Origin of the sequence: Streptomyces sp. NPDC051214 (assembly GCF_040682375.1) — a bacterium.
GTDB lineage: Bacteria > Actinomycetota > Actinomycetes > Streptomycetales > Streptomycetaceae > Streptomyces.
This window is the reverse complement of the sequence record NZ_JBFBAT010000023.1, coordinates 77296-102187: the sequence shown is the minus strand read 5'-3', so window position 1 is coordinate 102187 and position 24892 is coordinate 77296. Positions and strand designations below refer to the sequence as shown.

At 69.8% G+C, this 24892-nt stretch carries 23 protein-coding genes and 1 pseudogene; 12 read left to right on the top strand and 12 right to left on the bottom strand.

Annotated elements, in window-relative coordinates; genetic code table 11:
* The first annotated feature begins 540 nt into the window (after window positions 1-540).
* On the top strand, window positions 541-888 hold the full coding sequence (locus AB0M70_RS39755; protein WP_365828300.1) for a hypothetical protein: 348 nt from the start codon (window positions 541-543) through the stop codon (window positions 886-888).
* Between the two features lie 724 nt (window positions 889-1612).
* Here AB0M70_RS39755 and AB0M70_RS39750 read toward each other — a convergent pair.
* Window positions 1613-2623, bottom strand: coding sequence for a winged helix-turn-helix domain-containing protein (locus AB0M70_RS39750; RefSeq protein ID WP_365828298.1), 1011 nt, complete (start codon window positions 2621-2623; stop codon window positions 1613-1615).
* Between the two features lie 281 nt (window positions 2624-2904).
* Window positions 2905-3357 (bottom strand): annotated as a pseudogene (locus AB0M70_RS39745) (DUF4383 domain-containing protein); the annotation flags it as partial.
* A gap of 622 nt (window positions 3358-3979) precedes the next feature.
* Between AB0M70_RS39745 and AB0M70_RS39740 the strand changes: the two are divergent.
* The 4 genes from AB0M70_RS39740 to AB0M70_RS39725 are packed head-to-tail and all read left to right on the top strand — an operon-like array spanning window position 3980 to window position 8728.
* Window positions 3980-5140, top strand: a complete 1161-nt coding sequence (locus tag AB0M70_RS39740; protein WP_365828296.1) for a polyprenyl synthetase family protein — start codon at window positions 3980-3982, stop codon at window positions 5138-5140.
* Window positions 5137-6672: a phytoene desaturase gene (locus AB0M70_RS39735; protein WP_365828295.1), complete on the top strand. Its 1536-nt coding sequence runs from the start codon at window positions 5137-5139 to the stop codon at window positions 6670-6672. The genes AB0M70_RS39740 and AB0M70_RS39735 overlap by 4 nt, the downstream gene beginning before the upstream one ends.
* Window positions 6669-7712: a phytoene/squalene synthase family protein gene (locus tag AB0M70_RS39730; protein ID WP_365828293.1), complete on the top strand. Its 1044-nt coding sequence runs from the start codon at window positions 6669-6671 to the stop codon at window positions 7710-7712. The genes AB0M70_RS39735 and AB0M70_RS39730 overlap by 4 nt, the downstream gene beginning before the upstream one ends.
* Complete coding sequence (locus AB0M70_RS39725) at window positions 7709-8728, top strand: DUF5914 domain-containing protein (RefSeq protein ID WP_365828292.1); 1020 nt, start codon at window positions 7709-7711, stop codon at window positions 8726-8728. Before AB0M70_RS39730 ends, AB0M70_RS39725 begins: the two co-directional genes overlap by 4 nt.
* A gap of 69 nt (window positions 8729-8797) precedes the next feature.
* On the opposite strand, the gene AB0M70_RS39720 is transcribed toward AB0M70_RS39725, so the two are convergent.
* The 6 genes from AB0M70_RS39720 to AB0M70_RS39695 form a co-directional block, all read right to left on the bottom strand.
* Window positions 8798-9058 (bottom strand): hypothetical protein, encoded by a 261-nt coding sequence (locus tag AB0M70_RS39720; RefSeq protein WP_365828290.1) that lies wholly within the window; start codon window positions 9056-9058, stop codon window positions 8798-8800.
* Between the two features lie 93 nt (window positions 9059-9151).
* Entirely contained in the window at window positions 9152-10717 is a 1566-nt protein-coding gene (locus AB0M70_RS39715) for an FAD-dependent oxidoreductase (RefSeq protein ID WP_365828288.1), read from the bottom strand.
* Window positions 10714-11433, bottom strand: a complete 720-nt coding sequence (locus tag AB0M70_RS39710; protein ID WP_365828286.1) for a methyltransferase domain-containing protein — start codon at window positions 11431-11433, stop codon at window positions 10714-10716. The genes AB0M70_RS39715 and AB0M70_RS39710 overlap by 4 nt, the downstream gene beginning before the upstream one ends.
* Window positions 11434-11483: 50 nt before the next feature.
* Window positions 11484-12752, bottom strand: coding sequence for a lycopene cyclase family protein (locus tag AB0M70_RS39705; RefSeq protein WP_365828284.1), 1269 nt, complete (start codon window positions 12750-12752; stop codon window positions 11484-11486).
* A gap of 103 nt (window positions 12753-12855) precedes the next feature.
* Complete coding sequence (locus AB0M70_RS39700) at window positions 12856-13656, bottom strand: anti-sigma factor (RefSeq protein ID WP_365828282.1); 801 nt, start codon at window positions 13654-13656, stop codon at window positions 12856-12858.
* A 246-nt stretch (window positions 13657-13902) separates the two neighbouring features.
* Complete coding sequence (locus AB0M70_RS39695) at window positions 13903-14520, bottom strand: sigma-70 family RNA polymerase sigma factor (protein WP_365828280.1); 618 nt, start codon at window positions 14518-14520, stop codon at window positions 13903-13905.
* Between the two features lie 180 nt (window positions 14521-14700).
* Between AB0M70_RS39695 and AB0M70_RS39690 the strand changes: the two genes are divergently transcribed.
* Both AB0M70_RS39690 and AB0M70_RS39685 read left to right on the top strand, forming a co-directional pair.
* The gene (locus tag AB0M70_RS39690; protein ID WP_365828278.1) at window positions 14701-15693 is read left to right on the top strand and encodes a B12-binding domain-containing protein; all 993 of its coding nucleotides are present in this window, start codon (window positions 14701-14703) and stop codon (window positions 15691-15693) included.
* 167 nt (window positions 15694-15860) lie between these two features.
* Window positions 15861-16799, top strand: a complete 939-nt coding sequence (locus AB0M70_RS39685) for a hypothetical protein (protein WP_365828276.1) — start codon at window positions 15861-15863, stop codon at window positions 16797-16799.
* A gap of 69 nt (window positions 16800-16868) precedes the next feature.
* Here the strand turns inward: AB0M70_RS39685 and AB0M70_RS39680 are convergent, their stop codons facing one another.
* Window positions 16869-17426 carry a hypothetical protein gene (locus AB0M70_RS39680; RefSeq protein WP_365828274.1) on the bottom strand — a complete coding sequence of 186 codons (558 nt, stop codon included), beginning with the start codon at window positions 17424-17426 and terminating at the stop codon, window positions 16869-16871.
* 346 nt (window positions 17427-17772) lie between these two features.
* On the opposite strand from AB0M70_RS39680, the gene AB0M70_RS39675 reads away from it, so the two are divergent.
* Together AB0M70_RS39675 and AB0M70_RS39670 are read left to right on the top strand one after the other, a co-directional pair.
* Window positions 17773-18498 (top strand): hypothetical protein, encoded by a 726-nt coding sequence (locus AB0M70_RS39675; RefSeq protein ID WP_365828272.1) that lies wholly within the window; start codon window positions 17773-17775, stop codon window positions 18496-18498.
* Window positions 18499-18644: 146 nt separating this feature from the next.
* Complete coding sequence (locus AB0M70_RS39670; protein ID WP_365828270.1) at window positions 18645-19088, top strand: nuclear transport factor 2 family protein; 444 nt, start codon at window positions 18645-18647, stop codon at window positions 19086-19088.
* A 704-nt stretch (window positions 19089-19792) separates the two neighbouring features.
* Here AB0M70_RS39670 and AB0M70_RS39665 read toward each other — a convergent pair.
* The 3 genes from AB0M70_RS39665 to cynR form a co-directional block, all read right to left on the bottom strand.
* The gene (locus AB0M70_RS39665; protein WP_365828268.1) at window positions 19793-20176 is read right to left on the bottom strand and encodes a helix-turn-helix domain-containing protein; all 384 of its coding nucleotides are present in this window, start codon (window positions 20174-20176) and stop codon (window positions 19793-19795) included.
* 127 nt (window positions 20177-20303) lie between these two features.
* A complete protein-coding gene (locus tag AB0M70_RS39660; RefSeq protein ID WP_365828266.1) occupies window positions 20304-20966 on the bottom strand; it encodes a DUF1707 domain-containing protein in 663 nt (220 codons plus the stop codon).
* A 284-nt stretch (window positions 20967-21250) separates the two neighbouring features.
* Window positions 21251-22162 (bottom strand): transcriptional regulator CynR, encoded by a 912-nt coding sequence (gene cynR / locus AB0M70_RS39655; RefSeq protein WP_365828264.1) that lies wholly within the window; start codon window positions 22160-22162, stop codon window positions 21251-21253.
* A gap of 134 nt (window positions 22163-22296) precedes the next feature.
* Here cynR and AB0M70_RS39650 point away from each other — a divergent pair, with 134 nt between their 5' ends.
* The 3 genes from AB0M70_RS39650 to AB0M70_RS39640 all read left to right on the top strand — a co-directional run bounded on the left by AB0M70_RS39650 (window position 22297) and on the right by AB0M70_RS39640 (window position 24726).
* On the top strand, window positions 22297-22806 hold the full coding sequence (locus tag AB0M70_RS39650) for a nucleoside deaminase (RefSeq protein ID WP_365828262.1): 510 nt from the start codon (window positions 22297-22299) through the stop codon (window positions 22804-22806).
* A gap of 18 nt (window positions 22807-22824) precedes the next feature.
* Window positions 22825-23304, top strand: coding sequence for a hypothetical protein (locus tag AB0M70_RS39645; protein ID WP_365828260.1), 480 nt, complete (start codon window positions 22825-22827; stop codon window positions 23302-23304).
* 183 nt (window positions 23305-23487) lie between these two features.
* Window positions 23488-24726, top strand: a complete 1239-nt coding sequence (locus tag AB0M70_RS39640; protein ID WP_365828258.1) for an MFS transporter — start codon at window positions 23488-23490, stop codon at window positions 24724-24726.
* Window positions 24727-24892: the final 166 nt, after the last annotated feature.

The following is a 24892-nucleotide window of genomic DNA, read 5'->3' as shown; positions in this document are numbered from 1 at the left end:
TCAGGGAGCAGACGCCGTCAGCAGGCGCACGCCCCGAGCAGATAACCGCGCGTTCCAACGCCCGGCCCGCCTACACCACTCGGTGGGACACCATCCCGAATCATCTCAGGATCACTGAGAACACGCTCTGGAAGGTCGCGGGGCGGTTCGTAGGTAGGCATGAGCGACGCTCCGGAGTGAGGGACAAGACGCCGGCCGGTGCTACTCGTTGTCCGCTGATGCTACTCACCGCGGGTATCCAGCTTGGGCTACTTCTCAGACGTTCCAATCGGAAGGCTGAAAGATCAGACCCCGGCGACCGCTGCAACGGCCTCGGGGCATGGCTTACCTGAGAAAGCAGGTCGACATGTCGGACTGTATCGCTCGCGTCTCCGGGCAGCCGTTACAGCTCCTCCAACCCGCCCCGGGGCGCCACCGGCCTTCCTGGGCAAGCTCGGCTGTACGGAACGACGACGTCCTAATTGGGCCGCTGCTGCACATGCCTGGGCTGACTGGTGAGGACATCAGCCCCCTTTTGATCCATAGGGTGGAGCTGACGGTATGAGTGATCAAGTGCGGGTGCTGCCGTGGTCGACGTTGGAGGGAAACCCTTGCATTCTTGTGGGTCCGGGGACGGGCTTCATGGCGCGGTTGGCCGACAACGTCGAGAGTGTTCAACTAGGCATGGCGTGCGATCTTCTCGGGCATGCGGCGGACACGCTCGCTGACCGCAAGGCCACGCCCGAGGAACTCCGCTTCGTGACTGCCCGGTTGACCGAGTCGCTTCGAGAGGTCCATCGAATCGCGGAGAGCCGGGGAGATCGCTTGTCCGCATCCGACCTATCCGATGTGGACGACAGCGACGAGGACGACGACGATCCGCAGCTTCCGGCAGGGGCGTTCGGGTGAGTGAGGACAGCTTGCCACGAGGCCGTTACGTGCCCCTCGAATGGACACTGGCGGCCATGCCTGGAACGGCCGTGCGGCACGTAGGCAAATGCCTCGTCTGTAGTAAGCACTCGGTGGATTCGGCTGACCCGGATGAGGCACACCTGTGGTGTCTCAGGCACGCAGGCATCACGCGCCACAATGGCTTTGAGCTGTCGGCCTTTCAGTTCTTCAGCGCCACGATCACAGATCCTGCAGTGGGTGCGATGGTCTCCCCGACGTAGAGCAGGGCGGGGCTGGCGTGGCCTTACTCCGTCAGTCCGCCCGTTCGGTTCCCCTGGCCTGTTGCTGCGACCCGGCTCTTCTTGCCTGGGGAGAGCCGGGGTCGCCTTGGGCGACAAATCGTCCTGTATCCCATGACCTGCAGAGGTTCTCGCCGCACGGCACACGAATGCACACTGTCGGCAGCGGTTCAGGTACCGGTAAGCGACAGGCCCGGGCACACCGAACTGACCCAAGCGACCTTCTTTTCGTTCTGCCGGTCCAGGCGTCTGCCCGCCGGGTGCGGCACCCCCCTCCCGCAAGAACGCCTCTAGAGCAGCCTGGCAGGAGCCCGTGCCAACTGTTGTTTCCATGTGGCCATGTGCGGCGACGCGGCAGCGCAGGTTAGCCGCCTGACTGAGGGCGGCACGGCGGGTGGCCCATGGCGAGGGATCGGCGCCTGAGAGATGACGGGGCCGTGGTTTCAGGCTGCGGTGTTCAGGAGGTCGGTGCCTGCGGGCGTTGTGGTGTGCAGAGCTGTGTTGTGGTGGCGTGTGGTGTGGGAGAGGCCTGCGGTGCGCAGTACGGTCGCGTGCTGGCTGGCGCTGGCCGGGGAGATGCCGGCGCGGCGGGCGAGTTCCGTGGTGGTGCAGCCAGGGTGCCGGGCGATGGTCCACAGCACCACGGCGCGGGTGTGGCCGAGGAGCGCGGTCAGAGAGTCGGGGACCGTACTGAGGGCTCGCGCCGTGTCGGTGGACGGCAGGCAGAGGTCCGTGTCGCGGAGCCCCACGGGGTAGGTCAGCCACGGCTGGGGTTCGGCTGTGTCATCCAGCGCCGGGTACACCGCCCCGAAGACTGAGGGAATCAGAAGCAGGCCGCGGCCCGCGAGATGGATGTCGCCGGAGCTGCCGGAAGCCATGGTGAGTTCGAGGACGGGCGCCTCCCACCGGATGTAGCGGGGGTTGAGGCCGGTCAGCAGCATGTCGAGGCCGCCGTGCGTGGCCTGGCGGGCGCGCAGTGCCTGATCCGCGCGGCTGAGGGCGTCCATGTGCCGCTGGTAGGGGGCGATGACCTGCTTGTGGGCGTGAGCGACGGTGTCGGCCAGTTCCGTGAGCAGGTGCCCGTCGCTGCCGAGTGACTGCGTCCAGGGCGGCGCGGCACGCCGACGGTCGCGCCCGGCCCAGGTCTCCGTATCTTTGCGGATACGGGTGGCGGGCGTGGCCCGCACCCGCTCCACTGCCTCGTCGATGCTGCCGGCGGTCGATTGATCGAGGAAGTCCACGGTCCAGCCCGTCGGCGGGATCAGATCGAACAGTCGCCGCACCCTGGGCGACAGACGGTGCAGCGATTCCTTGCGCCAGGCCCCGAACCGTGTCGCATGGCTTCCTTCCTGCAGCAGTCGCAACGCGATATCCAGCTCCAGCATGGGACGAGGTCCCTCGGCCAGCCGGGTGCGGGCCAAGTCGGCTGCGGTGAAGTGGATCCGTAAGGGCATGCGCAGAGCCTGATCAAGATGTCGTTATTCGGGCTAGGCCAAATCACGTCGACCCCAGATCACCTGTTGGGCCACTCTTGTCCGTGAGCGAACACGAAAAGCTCCAGTTCGGCCCCTTCACCGGTGACGCGACCTGGATGCGGTCGGTCGGACGGCCGTGATGTGGGGGGATACGGCCGTCCGACCATGCACGTGGGCAGCGGCGCCCGGGCGTGGAGCGCTCGGGCATGGGGCCCTCGGGCATGGGGCACTCGCAGTCGGCGGCTCCCGCCTCACGCGATATGCCGACGACGCCAGTACGGGTTGTCGTGCGGGAGTTTGCTGGAGACCCGGCCGTACATGCCGAACGTCGCGATGAGCAGTCCCATCACGAAACTGAAGATCACGTTGGTCATTCCGAAGTTCAGGACATTGGCGGCGCGGTCGAGGACGAAGAGGTGGGCGAAGCCGCTGAGTACGAACAGCGCGCCCACGGTGACGTTGAGCGTAGAGGCGAAATTGCCGCCGATCACGGCTCCGGCGAGGAGCGCGATCCCCACCACGACCGAGATCGTGCTGAGCGCGACGTTGGTGGTCATGCCCGCGATCGTGTCGCCCTTCGTGGCGAAGGGGTCGAGCGCGTCGGCGAAGCCCAGGCCCGCGAAAACCAGCAGCACCAGACCGCAGAACGCCGCCCCGTAGCGGTAGACGGTCGCCAAGTGATGGTCGACCGGGAGTTCATCTTTCAGCTTCATGGTGTCGTTTCACCCGATATGGCACCTATGGATGCACGACATACGGATCACCATGCGGGACGCGGTCCTTTGCTCCTCGAACCGCCCTCCAGCACCGTCTCGTCGACATGCGTGTCAGGCCGCGCCGCGAGACGGTGGCCTCATGACTCGTCCACTCGTCCCGCCGAGCGAAACGTACCCGTCGAGGGATCCGTAGCCGAAGCGCACGCGGAACGTTGGCACGGCGGCATCTGGGAGCACCCAGCCAATCGGCCCCAGACCTGCTCCCCCAAAGGTTTGCTTGTCAGCTGCATCCGCCCGGTGCAGGCGGACGGAAGGGGAGGAGACGTCATGCCGATCGAATGCGACGAGAGGAAATGCGATGCACCGCGCCCGGACGGAGGCATTCCTCGCCCCTGACCTGGGCGATCCACGGATCGCGTACGACCATGGGCACGATCGGGCGAGGTCTGGCCGAGATCCCGGCCCCTCCCCCGGGATGCCCCAGGTCCCCGGGGAGCGGCCGGAAATCCCGGCGGTCCCGGAGATCCCTGAGGCTGCAGCGGCCCCCGAGGTTCTTCACGATCCGGCCCTCATCGACGCAGATGTTCCCGCGGCCGTGGGCCGCACGCTGGAACGGGTCTTGGCCGAACGTCTTGAGGCCGCCCGCAGAATCGACCCCGCTTTCGCCAAGGACGTGGCCGGACGCGTCGCCCACTTCACTTCCAGCGGCGGCAAGCGCCTGCGCCCGCGCTTCCTCTGGTGGGGGTTGCGGGCGTGCGCCGAGACCCTCGATGCCGACCAGATCCGGGCCGCGTTGCGCCTCTGCGTCGGCCTCGAGCTGATCCAGACCTGTGCGCTGGTCCACGACGACGTGATGGACGGCTCGCCACTGCGCAGGGGGCAACAAGCCGTCCATGTCGAACTCGAGGCCCGCTACAGCACCAGCACCCGCACCAACGCAGCCGCCCGCAGGGCCAGTGCCTCGTTCGGGACATCCGCGGCCATCCTGGTCGGCGACCTGGCCCTGGCCTGGGCCGACGACCTGGTGGCCGACACGGCGCTCGATGCGGGCACGGCACGGGCCGTCCGTGCGCTGTGGCAGGCCATGCGGGAGGAAATGGTCGCGGGCCAGTACCTCGACCTGCACGGGCAGGTGACCGGTTCCCGTTCCCTGTCCCGGGCTGCCCGCACGGCGACGCTGAAAAGCGCCCTGTATTCAGTGGAACGGCCGCTGGCCTTCGGTGCGGCGCTGGCCGGCGCGGACGGCCGGACCACGCGGGCGCTGTGCGCGGCAGGCCGCTGCGCGGGCCTCGCCTTCCAACTGCGGGACGACCTGCTGGGGGTCTACGCGGACTCCGACCACACGGGCAAACCTGCGGGCGACGACATCCGCGAAGGCAAGGCGACGTATCTGATGGCCGTGGCCCGGGAGCGCGCCGAGGCCGGGGCCGACCGGGACTCACTCGCCGTCCTCGACACCGTCCTCGGCGGCCGGGCCGAGTCGACAGGGCTCGCACTGGACCGCGTACGCAGCGTGCTGGAGGCGACCGGGGCCCGCGGCATCGTCGAGAACCGAGTACGACGGCTCGCCGCGCAGAGCGTGCGGCATCTGGCCGATGCCGCGCTCCCTCGCCGGGCGGCCGAAGCGCAACTTCGGGAGCTTTTCTACCTGGTCAGCGGCGTGTCGGCCCCCCGGCTCGCCCCCGCCGCCACTGCCGCTGCCACTGCCGGTGCCGGTGCCGCTGCCACTGCCGGTGCCGGTGCCGCTGCCACTGCCGCCCGCGAGGAGAGGAACCGATGAGGCGTCTGCAAGGACCGACGGATCATGTGGTGGTCGTCGGAGCGGGACTGGCGGGCCTGTCCGCCACGCTGCACCTCCTGGGCGCCGGCCGACGTGTCACCGTCATCGAGCGGGACCTGGAGCCCGGCGGCCGGGCCGGCTTGCTCGAACGCGGCGGCTACCGGATGGACACCGGGCCCACCGTCCTGACCATGCCCGACCTGGCGGACGAAGCGTTCGCCGCGGTCGGCGACCGGCTCAGCGACCGTGTGGAGCTGCTTGAGCTGCACCCGGCCTACCGGGCGCGGTTCGCCGACGGCAGCAGCCTGGACGTCCACACCCGGGCGGAGGCGATGGAAGCCGAGGTCGAGCGCTTCGCCGGGGCCAGGGAGGCCGCCGGATATCGCAGGCTGCGTACCTGGCTGCAGCACGTGTACAAGGCCCAGATGCGCCGGTTCATCGACACCAACTTCGACTCACCTTTGGGCCTGCTGACACCGGATCTGGTCCGCCTGGCGGCACTCGGCGGCTTCGGCCGTCTGGACGCGCGCATCGGCCGGTTCATCTCCGACGAGCGACTGCGCCGCGTCTTCACCTTCCAGGCGCTGTACGCGGGTGTGCCCCCGGCCCGCGCGCTGGCCGCGTACGCCGTCATCGCGTACATGGACACCATCGCCGGCGTCTACTTCCCGCGAGGCGGGATGCACGCCCTGCCACGGGCCATGGCGGCGGCCGCCACCGACGCAGGAGCCGACCTGCGCTTCGGGCAGGAGGTGACGCGCCTCGAACGACGCGGGGACCGCATCACGGCCGTGGTCACCGATCAGGAACGGTTCCCGTGCGACGCCGTGGTCCTGACGCCGGACCTGCCGGTCGCCTACCGCCTGCTCGGAACTCAGCCGCGCCGCCCCGTCCGCCTGAGCCACTCTCCCTCGGCGGTGGTCCTGCACGCGGGCACCGACCGCACCTGGCCCCAACTGGCCCACCACACCATCTCGTTCGGCTCCGCCTGGAAACGTACCTTCCACGAACTGACCCGCACCGGCAGCCTGATGTCCGACCCCTCCCTGCTGATCACCCGCCCCACGGCCACCGACCCCACACTCGCCCCGCCAGGACGCCACCTGCACTACATCCTGGCGCCCTGCCCCAACACCCGCATCGGCCCCTCCGCCCACCAATGGCGCGACCTCACGCCCCGCTATCGCGACGACCTCCTCACCGAACTGGAACGACGCGGGCTGCACGGCATGGCCTCCGCCATCGAAGAGGAGTGCCTGGTCACGCCGGCGGACTGGACCGCGCAAGGACACGCGGCCGGCACCCCGTTCTCCGCCGCCCACACCTTCGCCCAGACCGGCCCCTTCCGCCCCCGCAACCTCGTACGCGGCATCGACAACGCCGTCCTGGCAGGCTGCGGCACGACCCCGGGAGTCGGCGTACCGACCGTCCTGATCTCGGGAAAGCTCGCCGCGGCACGCATCACCGGCCCGCGGCCGGCAGCACCCGCCCGGATCCAGGCTCCGACCCACACGAAGGGCCTCGCGCCATGACCGCCCGGGAACTCGACAGCGCGGGCATCACCGACCCCGCCCTGCGCGCCGCCTACACCCACTGCCGCCAGCTCAACGCACGGCACGGCAAGACGTACTTCCTGGCCACACGGCTGCTGCCCGTCGAACGCAGACCCGCCGTACACGCCCTGTACGGATTCGCCCGATGGGCCGACGACATCGTCGACGACCTCGACTCCACGGCCACGGCAGACGAGCGCGCGAAGGCCCTGCACCTCCTGCAGACCGACCTCGAAGTCGGCCTGCGCAAGGGGGTGAGCACGGACCCGGTGGTGGCGGCCCTGTCGGACACCGCCGCCCGTTACGCCATCGCACCGGAACTCTTCACGGACTTCATGACGTCGATGCGCCTCGATCTGGAGGTCACCGAGTACCCGCGCTACGCGGACCTGCGGAACTACATGCACGGCTCGGCAGCCGTCATCGGCCTGCAGATGCTTCCCGTCCTGGGCACGGTCGCCCCCCGCGAGGAGGCCGCCCCGCACGCCGCCGCGCTCGGCGTCGCCTTCCAACTGACCAACTTCCTCAGGGACGTCGGCGAAGACCTCGACCGCGGACGCGTCTACCTCCCCATGGACCTGCTGGCCGCACACGGCGTCGACCGCGCCCTCCTGCGCTGGAGCAGGGACAGCGGGCGCGACGACCGGCGCATCACCGCGGCCCTGCGGGACGCCACCTCGCTCACCCGGCGCGTCTACCGCGAGGCAGCACCCGGCCTGCCGCTGCTCGCCCCCGTGTCTCGGCCCTGCATCCGCACCGCGTTCGTGCTGTACGGCGCGATCCTCGACGCCATCGCACGCGACGGATTCGCGGTCCTGCACCGACGTGCCGTGGTACCGCGCCGCCGCCGGGCGGCGGTCGCCTGTGACGGTCTGGCCCGCCTGGCCGCGGCCCGCCTGCGCGCCCGCTCCACGGGCGCCGCCGTCTCCTACGCAACTGAAGCTGACGCGCCGTCACCGTCGAACAGGCCGCACCCTGCTCAGGCCCGAACGCGGCAGCCGAGGAAGGAGGCCGTATGAGCTCCGGACGCTTCTCCGGCACCGGCCGCTATCCGCTGAGGCTGCGGCGCCGTCCCGTGGCGTGGGAGCGGCAGCACCCGACCTGGCGCGAGGCGAAGCCGGCCGTCATCGCGCAGGCACTCAAGCGCGCCCAGGCCAGGCCATCCGGCAACTGGTACGTGCTGGGCGACATCCGTGACATCACGGCCGAGCGACCGCTGGGCCGCACCATCGCCGGCACCGAGGTCGTCGCGTGGCGCGACGCCGCGGGAGCTCTACGGGCCGGCCCCGGCGCCTGTCCCCATCTCGGAGCTCCGCTGAAGGACAGTGCCGTGCGGTGCGGCACCCTCTTCTGTCACTGGCACGGGCTGGCCCTCGACGGATCGGCGCGGGCGGGCTGGCAGCCCTACCCCGCCTACGACGACGGGGTCCTGGCCTGGGTACGCCTCGACTCGGTCGGCGGTGAGCAGCCCCTGGACCGTCCGGTGATCCCCGAGCGTCCGCGGGCGGCCGGGAGTGTGTCGGCGGTCTGCACCGCCACGGGGGCCTGCGAACCCGAGGACATCATCGCCAATCGCCTCGACCCCTGGCACGGCGCCTGGTTCCACCCCTACTCCTTTGTCGATCTCCGCGTGGTGGACGAGCCCGGCGCCGGGCCGGTGAGCGATGCCGAGGACTGCTTCGCCGTGGAGGTGTCCTTCAAGGTGGCCGCACGCGCGGTGGTACCGGTCACGGCCGTCTTCACGGCTCCCGAACCGCGGACCGTGGTCATGCACATCACCCAGGGCGAGGGAGCGGGCTCCGTGGTGGAAACGCACGCCACGCCGCTCGAGCCGGACCCTGCGGGACAACCTCGTACGGCCGTGTTCGAAGCAGTGATCGCCGCGTCCGACCGGCGGGGCTTCGCGGTCGCCAGGTCCCTGACGCCCCTGCTGCGCCCCGTCATGCGGGCGGCGGCCGGGCGACTGTGGCGTGATGACATGGCGTACGCGGAGAGGCGCTGGACTCTGCGCAACAGCGGACGCTTCCCGGGCTGAGCGCCTGGGGTGGCGGCGACCGCGGGTAAGCGGAGACGCCGAGCCCCTTCTCCTGCCCGTGAAGACAGGTCAGGTGCACCGGCGCCCCATTTTCGCGAACTGACGGTTGCGCCCCTTGGTGTCCCACCACTCTTCCAACAGGCCACGCACCAGCTGCACCAGGTGGCGAAGACGCTCGGGGTCAGGGGCGGGCGAGGCGAACACGTCCACAAAGGACCGGTCGCTCCACGGCAGCGTGAACACCCAGCACTCCTCCGCGTGCCCCTTCCGCTCGACGATGAGTCGGTAGGTCAACGTGATGCTGCGATCCGGGTGGTGGTCCACCGTCAAGTCGGTGACGTTGAATCGGGTTGCACCGTCATCGGAGCTGTAGGAGCGAGCCAGGACACGCTCAGCCGGTGTGTGAGCCACCACCTGCACCTCTCATCTCGTACCGGCCAACTGGTTGAAGGCCCTCAGCACCATCGTCCTGCCCTTGTCCGGGACGGTCCACAGTGTTTGTCCGGCCACGCCCCAGCGTTCGAGCAGGGCGTTCGCCGCGAGGAAGCCGGTCGTGGCCGCCCGTTCCATCAAGGCCACCGGCAAATCGCTGCGCACGATGTCTCCGGCGAGGGTGACGGCCGGGTCCGAGGTGCGCACCGCGGGCCTGTCCCGGTATCCGCCGACGGGGAACAGCGGGCAGTCGGCGCGCCACTCATGCCGTGCGTCGACGATCTTGGCGTCACGGATCTCCGGGTAGACCCGGTGCAACTGGGCCCACAAATCGCGCTGTTCCGCTGCCCGGTCCGCTCCCGGGTGCACCGCGTAGGCGTGCAGTTCGATGACCGAGCCACCCGTACGGGCCGACCATGCGGCCGCCTCGTTCTCCCAGCGCTCCAGCACACTGACGTTGTCCAGTGATCCGTATCCGCTCGTGCCCAGGAAGCCGGGTCGCTCGGGCGCCGGGCGCCGGTCGAGCCAGAGCCGGGAGACGAGGAAGGGCGGCGCGGTGCGCAGGCTCATGATCCGTGCACGCCAGTCGCGGTCGACAAGCATTGGCGACTGTTCCACCACCTGCTGAAGCCCCTTGATGTCCAGGGCCAGAACGACGGCGTCATGCCGCTTGTGTCCGTCCCGGGTGACGACGTGGAAGCCGCCTTGGCGCACGGGCTCAATGCTCTCGACGCCTTGGCCGGTACGGATGTCGGCCCGGTGACCGGCCAGATACCGGGCCAGCGGTTCCCACAACGCGGCCGGGAAGGGTTCGCGAGGCACGTCGAACAGCAGCCCCTCGCTGGAGCCGAGGAAGTAGATGTGGAACATCAGGGCGAGTTCAGCCGCCGACAACTGCCGCGGATCGGCGAAGAAGCTGCGGGAGAACACCTCGAAGGCCAAGTGGTGGGCCGCCTGGGGGAAGCGGATGCGTTCCAGCAGATCCCAGGCGCTGATGTGGTCGAAGCGCCGGTAGACGTCGGGCACGCGTACGTCGAGCAGCGGCAACGCGGAGCGCGGACTCATCCGGGTCAGGTCACGCCAGCCGAAGGTGGGGCTCAGGGCCACGAAGCCGAGCGCGCTCCAGGGCGGGGTGCGTGGCACCCGCGCGAAGCTGTCCTGCAGGCCGCCGCTGTGCCGCAGCGGATAGTCGGGCAGGCCCCAGAGCATGCTCAGGGCGGGATCCGCACGACGCAGGAGCCCACGCAGGTTGTAGTACTGGCGGAAGAAGGCGTGAAACCCGCGGCTCATCGTGACCGTGGAACCGTCGGCCAGTTCCGTGGACCATCCCGCGAGCCGGCCCCCCAGCTGATCGTCCCGCTCGTAGAGCGTTACCTCAACGCCCCTCTCCGCCAGTGCGGTTGCCGCGGCCAGACCGGCGATGCCCCCGCCGATGACCGCTACGTTGCGCGCCTCGCCGGAGACGCGCGCCGCTCCCGTCGGGCCCGGCACCACACGCGCACGCCGGTCACGCCCGTGCCGCGTCGCACCCCCGTTTACCGTGTCGCGTCCGTTCACCGCGCGGCGCCCGGGGCCGCAGCGACCACGGTGTGCACGATGCCCGTCTGCCAGCCCGGCATCGGCAGCACACGCACCTGGCGAAAGCCCGCCCGCCGTACCCGTGCGGCGAAGGCCGCCGCCGTGTCGAATTCGACGACGCTGCGAAACAGGTGCCGGTAGAGGCGGCGGTCGCCGGCCACCGTGCCGGCGGGAAGGACCACGCCCTTGCACACCGCGGTCCACACCGCGCGGTCCAGTGCCCGGCCGCCGAGCGTGTACTCGTGCACGCCCAACCGGCCGTGCGGGGCGAGGAGTTCACGCAGGGAGGTCAGCAGGGCATCCGGATCATCGAGATTGCGGAACAGGTAGGCCGCGAAGACCGCGTCGAAGGGGCCCTCGACCCCGGCCCGGTCAAGCTGCTCGGCCGGCGCGTGCACGAAACGCACACCTGGGGGCCAGGGCTTGGCCGCGGCGCGGTCCAGCATGCCCTGCGAGGCGTCCACCGCGACGATCTCGGCCCGCGGTGCCGCGTGCAGGAGGGCGGCCGTCGACGCACCGGTGCCGCATCCCAGGTCGAGCACGCGCAGGCCCGCGCCCTCGTTCGCCAGTCCCAGGCGTCGGGCGGAGCGTCGCAGATGGGCGTGGTAGCCGGGATTGGCGGACACCAGCCGGTCGTAGGTGTGAGCGGCATGGTCGAACGCGGCGGACAGTTCGTCGTCGCGCAGCAGCGTCATCTCGGCTTCTCCTTCGGGTTGTTGCCTGTCACGTCTGTGTCGGTCGCCGGTCACGACGTTCGGCGCTGCGGCAGGGGGTGCGTCTGGTGGTGCCGGGGCAGCCACGGCAGCTCCGCGACCGTACGCAGCATGGGCAGGACGGGCGTACGCAGACCGATCCTGAAGTCCTCGTCCCAGCGGGTACGTCCGTCGAGAAAACGCAGCAGCCGTCGCATGGGCACCTTGTCGAACAGTCCGGCGAAGAACGCGGCCCCGTCCACACGTCCGGTGTCCAGGGCCCGCAGCATGACGGAGTCCATGGCCAGCGAGCGTCTGGCGTGGACGGGCGGGGGCTCGGGCGTACGCCCGAGGTGGTAGGCGGCCGCGATGGCGGACGTCTGTCGTTGCACCGCCGCGAAGGTGTAGCCGGTGGACGGGCGTGTCGCCCCGCCGGCCGTGCCGATGCGGAAGACCGACCGGCCTGAGCGACGGGGAAAGCGCGCGTCGGTCATGGGGATGACGCCCTGCTCGACACTCCTGACCTCGTAACGTTCCAGGCCAAGTTGCTTCTTGACGTGCAGGCGCAGCGCTTCGTCGTAGGCCTGCTCATCGAGCACGGCGCCGGAGAACTCCGTGTACTCGACCAGGGCGTCGTACGGAGTCATGGGCAGCACGTACGCGAAGGAGAGGCCGTGCGCGGGCTGCGGGGTGCGAAAGTCCATCAGGTCGGCCAGGCCGGCTTCGAAGACCGGTCGGTCGGTGCGGATGAACCAGCCGCGAAAGTGCTGCAGCAGCGTGGTCCTTGCGGGCGGCAACGTCGTGAGCGGGCGTGAGTCGAACACCCACCGGGCGCGCAGGGCCAACGACTCGCCCTGCGGCGTGGTGGCGCGCACCTCCGCACCCTGCGGCAGGTCACGCACCTCCTTGACCTCGGCCTCCACGCGCCGCACCCGGCTGTCATGGTCGAGTCGCGCCGCGACCAGTTCCTCGAAGGAGCTGGAGCGGAGCATCTTGTAGCGCAGCGGCGCCGGAGAGCCGATCACGGATGTTCCGTCGGGGGCGCGTACCCGCAGGGTGTCCCACACGCCGGACAGCGACGCGTCGAACTCGCCCTCGCTCCCCTCCCAGAAACACCAGGTCCGCTCGGGGGGCCTCAGCGGGCCGCGCGGGGCATCGATGAGAACGATCGAAGGCCTGTCGCGTGCGAGAGCGGTGGCGCGTGCGGAAGGGGTGGTGTTAGTGGGATGGCCGGTGCCCGCAGGAGGGTGGGCGCACAGCCGGTAGGCCAGGGACAGCCCGGCCGCGCCCGCGCCCACGATGGCGATCTCCGCGTCGTCCATGCCGCCCCTCGTACATTGCCCGTGCGTCGGCCCTTGCAGCCAGCATTCCCTACGAAGGGAGCCGTTGGATGCACAGACATGGGTACTTACGAAAGCCAGCACCTCATAACGCCCCGCGGACGACGCTCTTACCGGAGTGCGCGGGATCTCCGTCGTACGCCTGGTCGGAGACGTCCACCACGGGGTAGCCGGACAGGTTCACGCCCTGAGGAAGCGGCAGTGTGGCCGACCCGTCGGCCCCAAGGACACCGACCGCGATGAGCTTCTTGTGGGTCGAGTCCATCAACCACACCTCGAAGTAGCCCTCGGTACTGGGCAACCCCTTCACCTTGATGCGCAGAGTTTTGTGCGCGCTGCCGTCCACGACGAGGTGTGCGACTCCCCTGGCCCGGTCAACGGCCAGCGGAGCGAGCGTGGCGTCGGCGCCCGAGCGGGCGGTTGCGCTGCTGTCCTGCCGGACCGGCGCCTGCAGCTGCCACCGGGTGGCCGCGCTCCCCAGCGCGGCGCCGACCAGCAGACAGGCCGCCGCGAGCAGCAGCGCGGACCTGCGTCCGGCGTGACGCACCGAAGGGGCGTGTTTGGGCCCGGACCCACCGTCCCCGGGGGTCGGCTCCCGCCGTACGGTGCCCTGCGCGGTGGCGGACTGCAGCGGGCGCGGCTGCGAGGTGCCGCCCAGGTCGTCGGTCAACTCCGCCGAGATGGCCTGCCAGACGCGTTGGGGTGGCGGCGTCGGTACGTCGGCCGGGGAAACGGACCGCGCCGCGTCGACGACCCGGCGCAGCGCATCGAGATGCGCCCGGCACGCGCCGCACTGGCGAAGGTGGGCGCCGACGGGACCGGACCGCGCCGCATCGGCCTCTGCGAGAGCGAGTTCAGCGAGGTCCGATGAGTCAATGTGCTTCACGATCGCGCACCTCCCGCCTCGCTCAAGCCGCCCGGCACCTCAGATCTCGGACTACTTCTCGCGAGGGCACGTTGCCGGATGCGGACGCGAAACTGAAAGCGGGTGCGGGTGCGGGTGCGGGTGCGGGTGTGGATGCGGGTGTGAGAACAGGTGCGGGTGCGGGTGCGGGAGATGTTTCTGGCCGCTCGCGAAGACTCTGCCATCGCACCGAAATCGCGTCGCTTCTGCGCCTCTGCACCAGAGGCGCTATCCGTCCACCGGATCCTCTTCACCTTCGAGGGTGTGCCTCAGCCGGTGCAGGCCCCTGCGGATGTGGCTCTTGACGGTGCCCAGAGGAAGGCCCGTGTGCTGGGCGATCTGCACCTGGGTGAGGTCTTGGTAGAACGCCAGGCCCAGCATGAGCCGCTGCACCGGTGGCAGTTTGCCGAGCTCCTGCACGATGAGCACCCTGTCCAGCGCGGCTTCCGGGTGATCGTGCATCGGCAGCACCCCCGTCTCGCCCTGCACACCTGCGGCCGTAGTGAGCGCGAGACGGCGGGTGCGGGCCGTCAGCGCATCCGCCGTCTTCCGGCGGGTGATGCCCACAAGCCATGCCGAGAGAGGCCCTCGGTCGGGCCGGTAGCCCGCCCGGCCGCGCCACGCGGCGAGGAAGACCTGCTGCGTGACGTCTTCCGCCTCACGGGCATCGCCCAGCGCACGCGCGGCGAGCGTGTGCACCAGGGCGCCCCAGCGCTGATAGAGCGCTGCGACACAGCGTTCGTCGCCGCGGACGAACCCGGCCGCGATATCCGCGGCGTCCTGGCTCTCCTCGGCCGGCACATGCAATGGGACCGCTGTGGAAACGGGTGCCGCGTTCACCGCCATGGGGTTTCCTCCTGCCGGACCTGGCGCCCCGGTGAGCTCGGTCCAGTCGGCTCGGCGGGGCTGCGAGAGCTCACCGCAGCTCAGTTCCACCAAGCGCCTTGCGCGCTGTGACGGGCCAAGACTCGCGATCACGCGCCGGGCCGCGCAACATGCGTCGGTCTTGCGTCGTACGGTGAACCCATGAGGGACTCCGAGCTGCAGCGCCCCCTACTGGCCGTGGCGGGCCTGAGCACCGGGGCTGTCGCCAGACGATTCGGCGTGGCGCCGACGACACTGCGTTCATGGGGCCAGCGCTACGGCGTCGGCCCCGCCGGCCACCAGAGCGGGCGCCATCGTCGCTGGACGTGCGAGGACATAGCGGTCCTGGAGCACATGTGCCGGCTCACCAGTACGGGCGTACCACCGTCCGAAGCCGCTCGGGCCGCCCTGCAGATCTCCGTAGCTCCTTCGGGCCAGTTGGAACCCGCGGCCCCTGATCCGAGCGGCCGGCCCGCGCCGCTCCAGCGGCCTGCTTCGCCCGGCCAGGCCCGCCAGCACCTGCGCGGGCTGAGCCGTGCGGCGCTGAGGCTCGACTCCCCCGCAGTCGAAAGCCTGCTCAGTACGGCCATCGCGCAGTTGGGGCTGATCCCCGCGTGGGACGAGGTGATCATGCCTGCCCTGCATGCGGTCGGCCGTAAATGGGAGACCTCCGGCGAGCGTTATGTCGAGGTCGAGCATCTGCTGTCGTGGCATGTGTCGACGGCTCTGCGGCGCGTGACGAAACCTTACGGCGCGATGCAGCGCGAGGCCGGGGCCCCGACCTCACCCATACTCCTCGCCTGCGTGCCGGGCGAGGCGCACACCCTGCCGTTGGAAGCCCTCGCGGCGGCCCTGTCGGAACGCGGCGTTCCGGTGAGCATGTTCGGGTCTTCGGTGCCGGCCGAGGCGCTCGACCAGGCCGTACGCCGCATCGGTCCCGCCGCGGTCGTCCTGTGGGCGCAGTCCTACGGCACCGCAAGCCGCCCCCTCGCCCAGCATGTCAGCTCGCTGCAATGGGGCGTTCCCGGAGCCCGTACGCAGTCAGCCGTCATGGTGGCCGGCCCCGGCTGGGCAGGACCACACCTCGCGGGCACCCTGCGCCCCCACCGACTCAACGAAGCCGTCACCGCACTCCTCGCTCTCTGCGAGCAGTGAGTGTCAAACCGCGAGTTGCGAGCCTCGAGTCGCGATCTGCGAGCCGTGAGTTGTGGCTGCGTCTCTGCCGCTGAATGGGGGGTCCGGGGAAAAAGCTGCATCCGTCGGCGCCTCTGCGTGCGAATCGGTCGCGTCGGCTGGTCAGGCCTCATCGGCAGGAGAAGCACATGCGTGGTGTGGCGTTGGACGGGGCGCACACTGCCGATCAGCGGCCGGATGACAGCGGCGCCCGTGTCCCCTGGTGGCAAGAGCCCCACGCACCGGATGCTCCCCTCACCTGGAGTTCGATCGGACTCGACGCGATGGCGTTGATGCTGGTCGTGTCCCTGCGCAAGCAGGGAAGCCGCAGTTTCGCGGCCCGCTGCCAGTGGCCCCGGCTCCATCCGCTCAACGAGCGCGCCGTGCCCGTAGCGCACCATCCGCTGATCGTGGTGGAAACCACCCGGCAGCTCGCCCTGACCCTTGAACGCCGACACCTGCCGTCAACGGGCCTGCCTCCGCTCGATCCCCTCTCGGTGAGCCTTGGCCTGAATCCCCGTGTACGGCCGACCGAGCACGGCAGTGCCACCGATGTGGCGGTCCGCCTCGTCTTGAGTGACCGCGCGCCGCAGGCCGGCCCGCTCGCCCGCTACCGGCTCACGGCCGAGTACCTGCACGGCGGGAAGCCGTTCGCGTCGTGCACCATGCAGTTCGCACGTCCGTCCCCTGCAAGCCCGGCCCACGGGGACGACAGGGTCCTTCCCGCACTCCTCTCCCCCGCGGGCGCCGCGGTGGGGGCTGCGGCCGATCTCGACGTCATGCTGGCGCGGGCACCACAAGGAAGGGTGCTGATCGCACCACGAGACCCCCGCCATCCCGTACTGCTGCCCGGCCGGCCCACTACGCTCCCCGTCCTTGCCGTGCTGGAAGCGGGGCGCCAAGCAACGCTGCTCAACTCGGGGATGACGGCGGCAGCCGTGACGGGGCTGCGCATGCAGGTGCATGCGCCGGTACCACTGCGTGGAGCTGAGATCGACGTGGCAACGGAGACCGGCGGCACGCGTGTCCTCGTCAGCGTCGCCGGACGGATCGCCGCGACAGGGACGGTCACGCTCGTGCGTACGTGAAGGCCCACCCCTCATCCCCCCCACTGATGCTCGTGCGTTCAGCCGGAGCTGTCGGGCCCTGTCGGGCCCCTACGACCGTTCCTGCAGTACGTTCGCAGGCAGCTCCGCGTCCTTCGCCTTGTCTCCCGGCTGGAGTTGATCGGCGTAACCCGCTTCGGTCCACACCAGCTTCTTGAACTGTTCCGGGGTGAGCACTCCCTGCCACGGGGTGCCGCCGGGGCAGAACACCGAGGTGCAGCCGTAGCAGTAACGTGCGGGCTTCCACAGGCGTTCCGCACGAGCTTGGCCTGCCTCTGCGGCGAACTTCTCACGCCCGTCGCTGCGCACGACCGCGAAGGTACCGAAGAGACAGATCAACGCGAGGACGACACCGCCGACCGTGTACAGCGGTTTGTCCTCCTCGACGCCCATGTAAGCAAGGGCGATGCCCAAGCCGGTCAGTACCATGCCTTCTACGAAGTGCAGGCATCCGTCGCCGGATTTGTTCGGCCCCGGTTCCAACCGCCCGTGCAGGTCCTCACGCATCGCGCCCTTGCCGCCGCGCGCCTCCTCAACGGTCCGCACCTCGACACCGCCGCACCCGGGACACACCACACCCGCCGGCTCCCCGGCCCTCTCGGTCTCCATGAAGATCAGCCTATCGGTCACCCGAATCATGGCCGCGGTGGGCGGAACTCGACCCGATAGCAGGGTTGTTGCACGGCTTTGCGGCGGTGGGTGCCCGCAGGAGTTGGCCTGCGCCGACTGATGGACGACATACGGTGGTGGATCTGCGCCAGTGCCCGTCAGCCCCGTGATCGCGTACGGCATCGACGGAGGACGGCGCAAGAGAGCGGGCCCGCGCGGCGAGGCGGGCCCCGATGCATACCGACAGCAAGGAGCGCCCTTTCCTATGCCCGCACCACCCGCACAGCCCACACAGCTTGCACAGTCCATACGCCCCGAGCGCACCGGTTCCGCGTCCGCCGCAGGCATGCACGTTCCAGTGTTCAAGGCTTCCCTCGTGAAGGCGGTGTTCAGGGACGTCACCCCTCTGCACGTCTCGCGCTCGGCCGCGCGGGCTGCCGCGTCGGTGACGCAGACGGTACTGACGGGCATCGTTGACGGCGCGCGGCGAGCGGCGGAGGAGGAGGCCCGAAAGAAGCTGCTGCCCAAGGACCTTGTGACAGCCATCGGCCGGGACGTCGAGCTGGAGGTGGGAGAAATCTGGTATCGCCACAGCCCTACCTTCAAGGGGCTGACCGGCGTGGTGTACGACGCCGAGGGTGTCGCCGTACAGGCTCCCAAGCGCAGCAGGTCCCGCAAGCCCAGTGCCATGGTGGGCGCCCACAGGTTCGAGGCCGGGATCAGGAAGCTGCTGCGCCACCGGGGTACGGCTGCTGTCCCGGCGATGCTCCGCGATCTGGACGGGCTCGCGAGCGTGTTCCTGACGGACCTCGCCCGGGACGCTGCCTTGGTCGTGCGGGAGGGCGGCATCACACGGTTCGGCACGGTCACCCTGACGATGCCGGGCGAACCGACTGAGACGCGCCCGTCTGTTCCGGAGTCCGTCCCGGCCCTGCCCACCTGCACAAAGGGCGGGCGGACCATCGACAGGAACGATGTCCTGGCCGCCACCATGATCCAGCTGTTCGGCGACATCAGGCAGCGGGCCCTCGCCACGGCACGCGAAGCGACGGAGACCGATGCGGAAGGCTGAGCGGACGCCAGGCCGTTGACCGAAAGTGGATCTTGGTGATCCGCCGCCCCCATTACGTCTGAGGTAATCGTCCCGGCGCGCCCACGCTGGCAGGGTTGGTGATCTCTTCGCGTCGGAGGACGCGGACCAGGACGGAGAGGTCGGCCATGTCCATAGCCACATCCACCAACACGCGTGCTGTGGTGCAGGAGTTGCTGCGCAGAATTGGCGAGGGAAACCCCGAGCGCATCGCCGATCTGTATGCCGAGCAGGGTGATTGGAAGCTGGACTGGCCGGAGTCCGAGCACGGCCGTACCGCCACACCGTGGATCCGTCACCGCTCCACCCGGGCCGACGCGGCCGCCCACTACCGCGAGCTGGCCGAGAACCACGTGCCGGAGCATGCGGCCACTGAGGTCGAGCGCATCCTTGTCGACGGAAGCGACGCGGTCGTGCTGGGCGAGATTCGTCAGACTGCCCGGCCCACCGGACGTGCCTACAAGGCGCGGTTCGCGCTGCATCTCACCGTCGAAGACGGTCTTGTCACCCGGCACCACGTCTACGAGGACAGCCTTGCCGTCGCCCAGGCATTCGAACCGAAGGATCAGTGAACGGCCACCGGCCATGCGCGAAGAAGCTGCGCACAGCCACTCGCACGCTTCGATGAGCCGTCGCCGGGACCGATGCATTTCAACGCACGGCGTCCCCGTCACTCACTCCGGTGGTTCGGCCGCAGGCGGCTGCGCGCGGGCTTTCCGCTGGGGGACAGTGGCCCGATGCGCCGCCGCCTCGTCACGCTCGTCGTTCTGGTCCTGCTGAGTACCGCGGGATGCACCTCCGTGGCGCCGCGTCTCCCTCCGTCCCTGAAGCCCGCGGGTGGGCAGGCGCCGGTTTCGCGGGAGGCTCACGCGCCCGCCACCGAGCCCGCGGCCCGTGACGCGCTGGTGAAGAGCGGCACGGGCAGGCCGAAGAGCAAGGAGGACAGGAAGGACGCGGAGCCGACGCCGCGCCGCAGCGCAGCGGCCGCCGACCGTGAACCCCGGCCTCCAGCCCCTCCCCGTACACCGGTACAGCGAGCGTCAACGCCGCGGCCCCAGCCCGTGACACAACGGCCCGAGCGGCGCCCCAAACCGGTGGCGCCCCGTCCCCCGCGTCAACGGAAGACCTACGACGCCAAGATCGTGTGCGACATGGCCGAAGGTGTCACGGACCCCGCCACGGTGGCGTTGTGCCGGGGCAGCCTCGGCCAATGAGCCTTCAAGCGCCAGTGGTTGGGGCGAGCCCTTGGACAGGGCGGCACGCTGGTGCGTGTCCGTCAGGCACCGAAGCGATGGCGCGCGTCCTCGATGTGCCCGAGGTACTGATGGGTCCAGTCGCAGAGGGCATCGACCGCGGCGCGCAGGCCGCGGCCCGGCTCGGTGAGGGTGTACTCGACTCGGGGAGGCACGGTGGGGTACACCTTCCGGCTGACCAGTCCGTTGCGCTCCAGCATGCGCAGGTTCTGGGTGAGCATCTTGTGGCTGACGCCCTCGACTTCGTTGCGCAACTCGCTGAAGCGCAGGGTGCGTTCGCCCAGCGCCTCGATGATCAGGAGCGCCCATTTGTTGGCGACGTCCGAGAAGATCTCCCGCGCCAACGAGTCCGCGCGCCTCAGGTCGGCGTCCTCGGGCAGGCCCTTGAGTTGCTGCTTGGTGCCCATTGTGTTCCCCAGTCACCGAGAAGTGCGTTCTTCCACATCGACGCCCACCACTCTCCTATGGTTCCTCAGTAACCACAAGAGAGCATGTGAGGCGCGGGCGAGACCCGCCCTCTCGACGAAGCACCGCTCAGCCTGAAATCGCAGGTCTACGCAACAACCACTGCCCGAACGTCCGGCGCGGGGGCCGCACCACCACACGGCCGTGGGCCTTCTGACCGACCAGTTCCACGCGCAACTTGGTCGGCACGCCCGGGGGCGTCCGCGTGGCGTGGTCCACCAGCTTGCAGTGCACCAGGGTCAGGCCGTCGGCATCGACCTCGATGCCCGGCCCTGTGATCAGGGTCAGACTCTTCCCCGCCATGGTCACATCGATCCGAAGGGTGTCCTGCGTGATCACGGCTTCGCTGAAGTCGAGCGTCACGTCGCACCAGACGACCGCGAGCTCCAGGCGCCGCGGCACCACCCAGCACCCCCGGCGCTCTACCGCACCACTGTGAATCTGCTCGATCCGGACGACATCCTTGGCCTCAGCCGCAGCCGCATGCGCAGCCGTCCCCTCCGTAACCGATACGGGCGGCAAGTCGGTGGTGAGCGCGGCCAGCTCACCCAGAGTCCGCGCCGACAGCGCGGTTTCCAGGCGCTCGTCCAGCTCCTCCGCGGTCAGGAGGCCGTCCCCCGCCGCGACACGCAGCACATCGACCACCCGGTCCCGGTCCGCATGCGAGGCCCGCAGCCCGGGCGACGAGCCGGGGTCGGCGTGCTTACCGGTGGGCGGGTTCTCTCCCGACATGCTTCCGTCCTGGTCCTGTCGAACGCTTTGCGCGACGCAGGGAGCGACGCGCGCGTAGAAGACTAACGCTATATCGCGACATACATCTTCGCCGGGTACTCCTGCGCCTTGCTGGCTGGCTGCGACTTGCCGGCAGTGCCTTGCTAAGCCTTCACCACGAACCGCGGAGAGGCGATGGCCGACGTCAATTCACCGTGGACGGCACCCATCATGCCGAGGACCATCGCGTCAACAACCGTGCGCCGGAGGCCAGTTCGCCCCATGCGGAACCTCCCGCCGCGACCTCACTCCTCGCGCGGCCCGACAGGCGGCAGTCCCCGCTCCCTCACCTGCGCGCGCAGCAGCGCGACGAAGGCGTGCACGGCCGCGGAACGGTAGGCGCCGGTCCGGGTCAGCAGCGCGGCCGTACGGGGTGGCAGCGGCGGTGACAGGGGAACCTGTGTCAGCCCCGGCCGGTCCAGAGTCACGGCGTCCGGCAGCACGGCGGTCAGTCCCCCGGCGCGCACGATCTCAAGCAGCGCCAGCGCCGAGTCCACCTCGACGACCACCCGCGGCGTCGCACCCTGCTCGGTGAAGTAGGCGTCGATCCGGGCCCGGGTCGCGAAGTCACCGGCGAGCAGCGCCAGGTCACGCCCGGCCAGCTCGGCGGCCGAAAGCGGTCCGGAACCCTCCCCGGCGCCCGCGACCACGCCGAGCGACTCGACGAACAGCGGCGCAGCCTCGACGCCGGGCACGGGATCACCGGTGAAGCCGATCCCCGCGTCCAGCTCGTCGGCGATCAGCGCCTCGCCGATGCGCTCCTGCGTCCCTTCGCGGACGGTCAAGGCCAGCCCGGGATGCCGTGCGTGCAGGGCGGCAACGAGCGGTCCGACGAGATAGGCGGTGAAGGTGGGGGTGACCCCGAGCCGCAGCTGCCCTCGCGAGAGGTCCCGTACGTCCTGCACGGCCCGGTCGGCGGCTGCCAGTTCGCGCAGCGCTCTTCGCGCATGGTCCACGTACACCTGGCCCGCGTCCGTGGGCCGCACGGTGCGCCCGGCCCGGTCGAGCAACGGCAGGCCGACGGTCCGCTCCAACGCCCGGATCTGTTGCGACAAGGTCGGCTGGGACACGTGCAGCGCCTCGGCGGCCCGGGTGAAGGTGCCGTGCTCGACGACGGCGAGGAGATAGCGCAGGTGCCGCAGTTCCACAGGGGCCATGCCAGGAAGCGTAACGCCGCCTATAGCTCACATCTATAGGAGGCATGCACAGCGCGTCTTGGACGCTATAGACGCAGATCAGCGACACTGGAGGGTGTCCGAACGCAGCGGAAACGACCGACCGGAGGCACTTCATGGACTTCGTCCGGCGCACGATCGACCTGGCACGCGCGAACGTCCTTGACGGCGGGCGCCCCTTCGCCACCGTCATCGTCAAGGACGGCGAGATCATCGCGGAGCGCGGCAATCAGGTCGCCCAGACCCACGACCCCACGGCGCACGCCGAAGTGCTGGCCATCCGGGACGCGTGCGTGCGGCTCGGCACCGAGCACCTGACCGGCACCACGATCTACGTCCTGGCCCAGCCGTGCCCGATGTGCCTGGGCGCGCTCTACTACTGCTCCCCCGACGAGGTCGTCTTCGTCACGACCCGCGACGCCTATGAGCCGCACTACGTCGACGACCGCAAGTACTTCGAACTGAGCACGTTCTACGACGAGTTCGCCAAACCCTGGCAGGAGCGCCGGCTGCCGATGCGCCACGAGCCGCGCGAAAGCGCCGTCGACGTCTACCGCCTGTGGCAGGACCGCAACGGCGGTGATCGCCGGGTCCCTGGCGCACCGAAAGCCGACGACGCCCACTGAGGTGACAGCATGCGGCGCATGGACTGGATGCCTCTGCTCTCCACGCTGACAGGCGCTGTCATCGGCATCGCTGCCACCCTCGTCGCCGATCGCAGCCGGTGGCGTCGCGAGGAAGGGCAGCACGCCTTGGAAGTGCGGCGTGGTGTCTACACCGAGTACGCCGTCGCCCTCAAGGACGCGGGGGAAGAGATACGTGCTGTCGCCCTGGGCGATCACATGTCCGAGTCAGCGCGCGATGCGGCGGTGCGTGAAGCCTTTCGGGGAACGGGATTGCACACGGCCAGCGAGCAGCTCTGGCTCGTGGGCTCGCCGGCCGTGGTGGCGGCCGGGAACGAGGCGTTCCACAGCCTGCGTCGGATGCGCGACGCCTATGCGCGCGGGGTCGAGATCGGGTCCGCGGAGGACAGGGCCTTCATCCAGCAGCGTCGCACGGCCATGGCGGAGATGCGCAGCCGCATGAGAGAGGACCTGGGCTTCGGCCCCCTAGGGATCGAGTGACCGCGAAGGACGCGATCGGGTAGGCGGCCCTCCTTCGCACGGACTCCGGGTGGCCCCTCGCGACTCAGCTCGTGCCCGCGGTCCGCAGAGGCCCCGTACGGCCTCGTACGGCCTCGTACGGCCGCTGCTAACCTGCGCCCCATGATCACGGGGAGATCAGCCGCAGCCGGACGAATAGCGCGCATGGCGGGAGACACCCGGTCCGAACGGGTGCTGATCCTGGCCAGCTTCGTGAACCGGGTCGGCAATGGCCTCTTCAACACCGCGTCAGCGCTGTACTTCACCTTGGTCGTGCAACTCCCGGCAGTGCAGGTCGGCTTCGCCCTCACCGTCGCCGGACTGATCGGCCTGCTCGCGGGGATCCCGGGAGGCCACCTCGCCGATCGTCGGGGTCCTCGCACCATCATGATGCTGGCTCTCGCCGTTCAGGCGGCGGCGATGTCCGCCCTCGTCTTCGTCGAGAGCTGGACCGCCCTCGCGGCCATCGCCACCATCGACCAACTGGCCGCGTCCGCGGGAGGAGCGGCGTGGGGAGCCCTCGTCGTACGCGTCGGAACCGATCAACCCGCGCTCTTCCGGGCCAAGCTGCGCACCTACGTCAACCTGGGCGTCGTCCTGGGTACCGTCGGCGCCGGACTCGCCGTGGCAGCCAATACCCGAACCGCCTACGTGGTGCTGATTCTTGGCAACGCCGCCAGCTTCGCGCTCTGCGCCCTTCTCCTGTTCCTGCTCCCCCACTACGAGGCGCTGGCGCCTCCGCCGCTGCAACGCCGCTGGATCGCGCTCCGCGACCGGCCCTTCGTCGCGTTCACAGCCCTTTTCGGGGCCATGGGGCTGCAGTACCCGGTGGTGTCCCTGCTGCTGCCGATCTGGATCTCGGAACACACGGACGCACCACGCTGGACGGTGCCCGCGGTGTCCGCGCTGAACGCCGCCGTCTGCGTCCTGCTGCAGACCAGAATTGGTTCCCGCATCGAGACCCCTCGCGACGGCGGCCGGGCGTTTCGCACCGCGGGGCTCCTCTTCCTGGTCAGTTGTCCGCTGATGGCACTGACCGCACACGCCCCCGTCTGGGTGGCCGTCGGCCTGGCGGTCGCGGCGATCTGCGTCCACAGCCTCGGGGAGATCTGGGAGTCCTCGGCCGGATTCGCCCTCGGATTCGGCCTTGCGCCCGACCATGCCCAGGGCCAGTACCAAGGACTTCTCGGTCTCGGCTTCAGCGCGGGCCAGGCGCTGGCCCCCGCCGTCCTCACCACCCTCGTGCTGGGGTACGGCACGACCGGCTGGCTGTTCCTCGGCCTGTTCTTCGCAGCCGTGGGCGCGGTCGGCCCGCCGCTTGAACGCTGGGGCACGCGGACCCGATCCGCGTACGGGGCATCCACGGCGCACTCCGGCGCGGTGGCCGACGAGGCACGTTCATGAGGGCGTAGGCGAAGCCGCGTGTGATTGCTCTCGAGTGCCGTCGTCAGCAAGGCGAGAGCAATCACGCTTCGAGTGTCTGTTCGTCCGCACCTCGATCGAAAGCACGTACCCCCGTTCGGCTTCGCCAACCGGTTTGGTTGAACCGGCAGCCCACGGCCGACAGCCC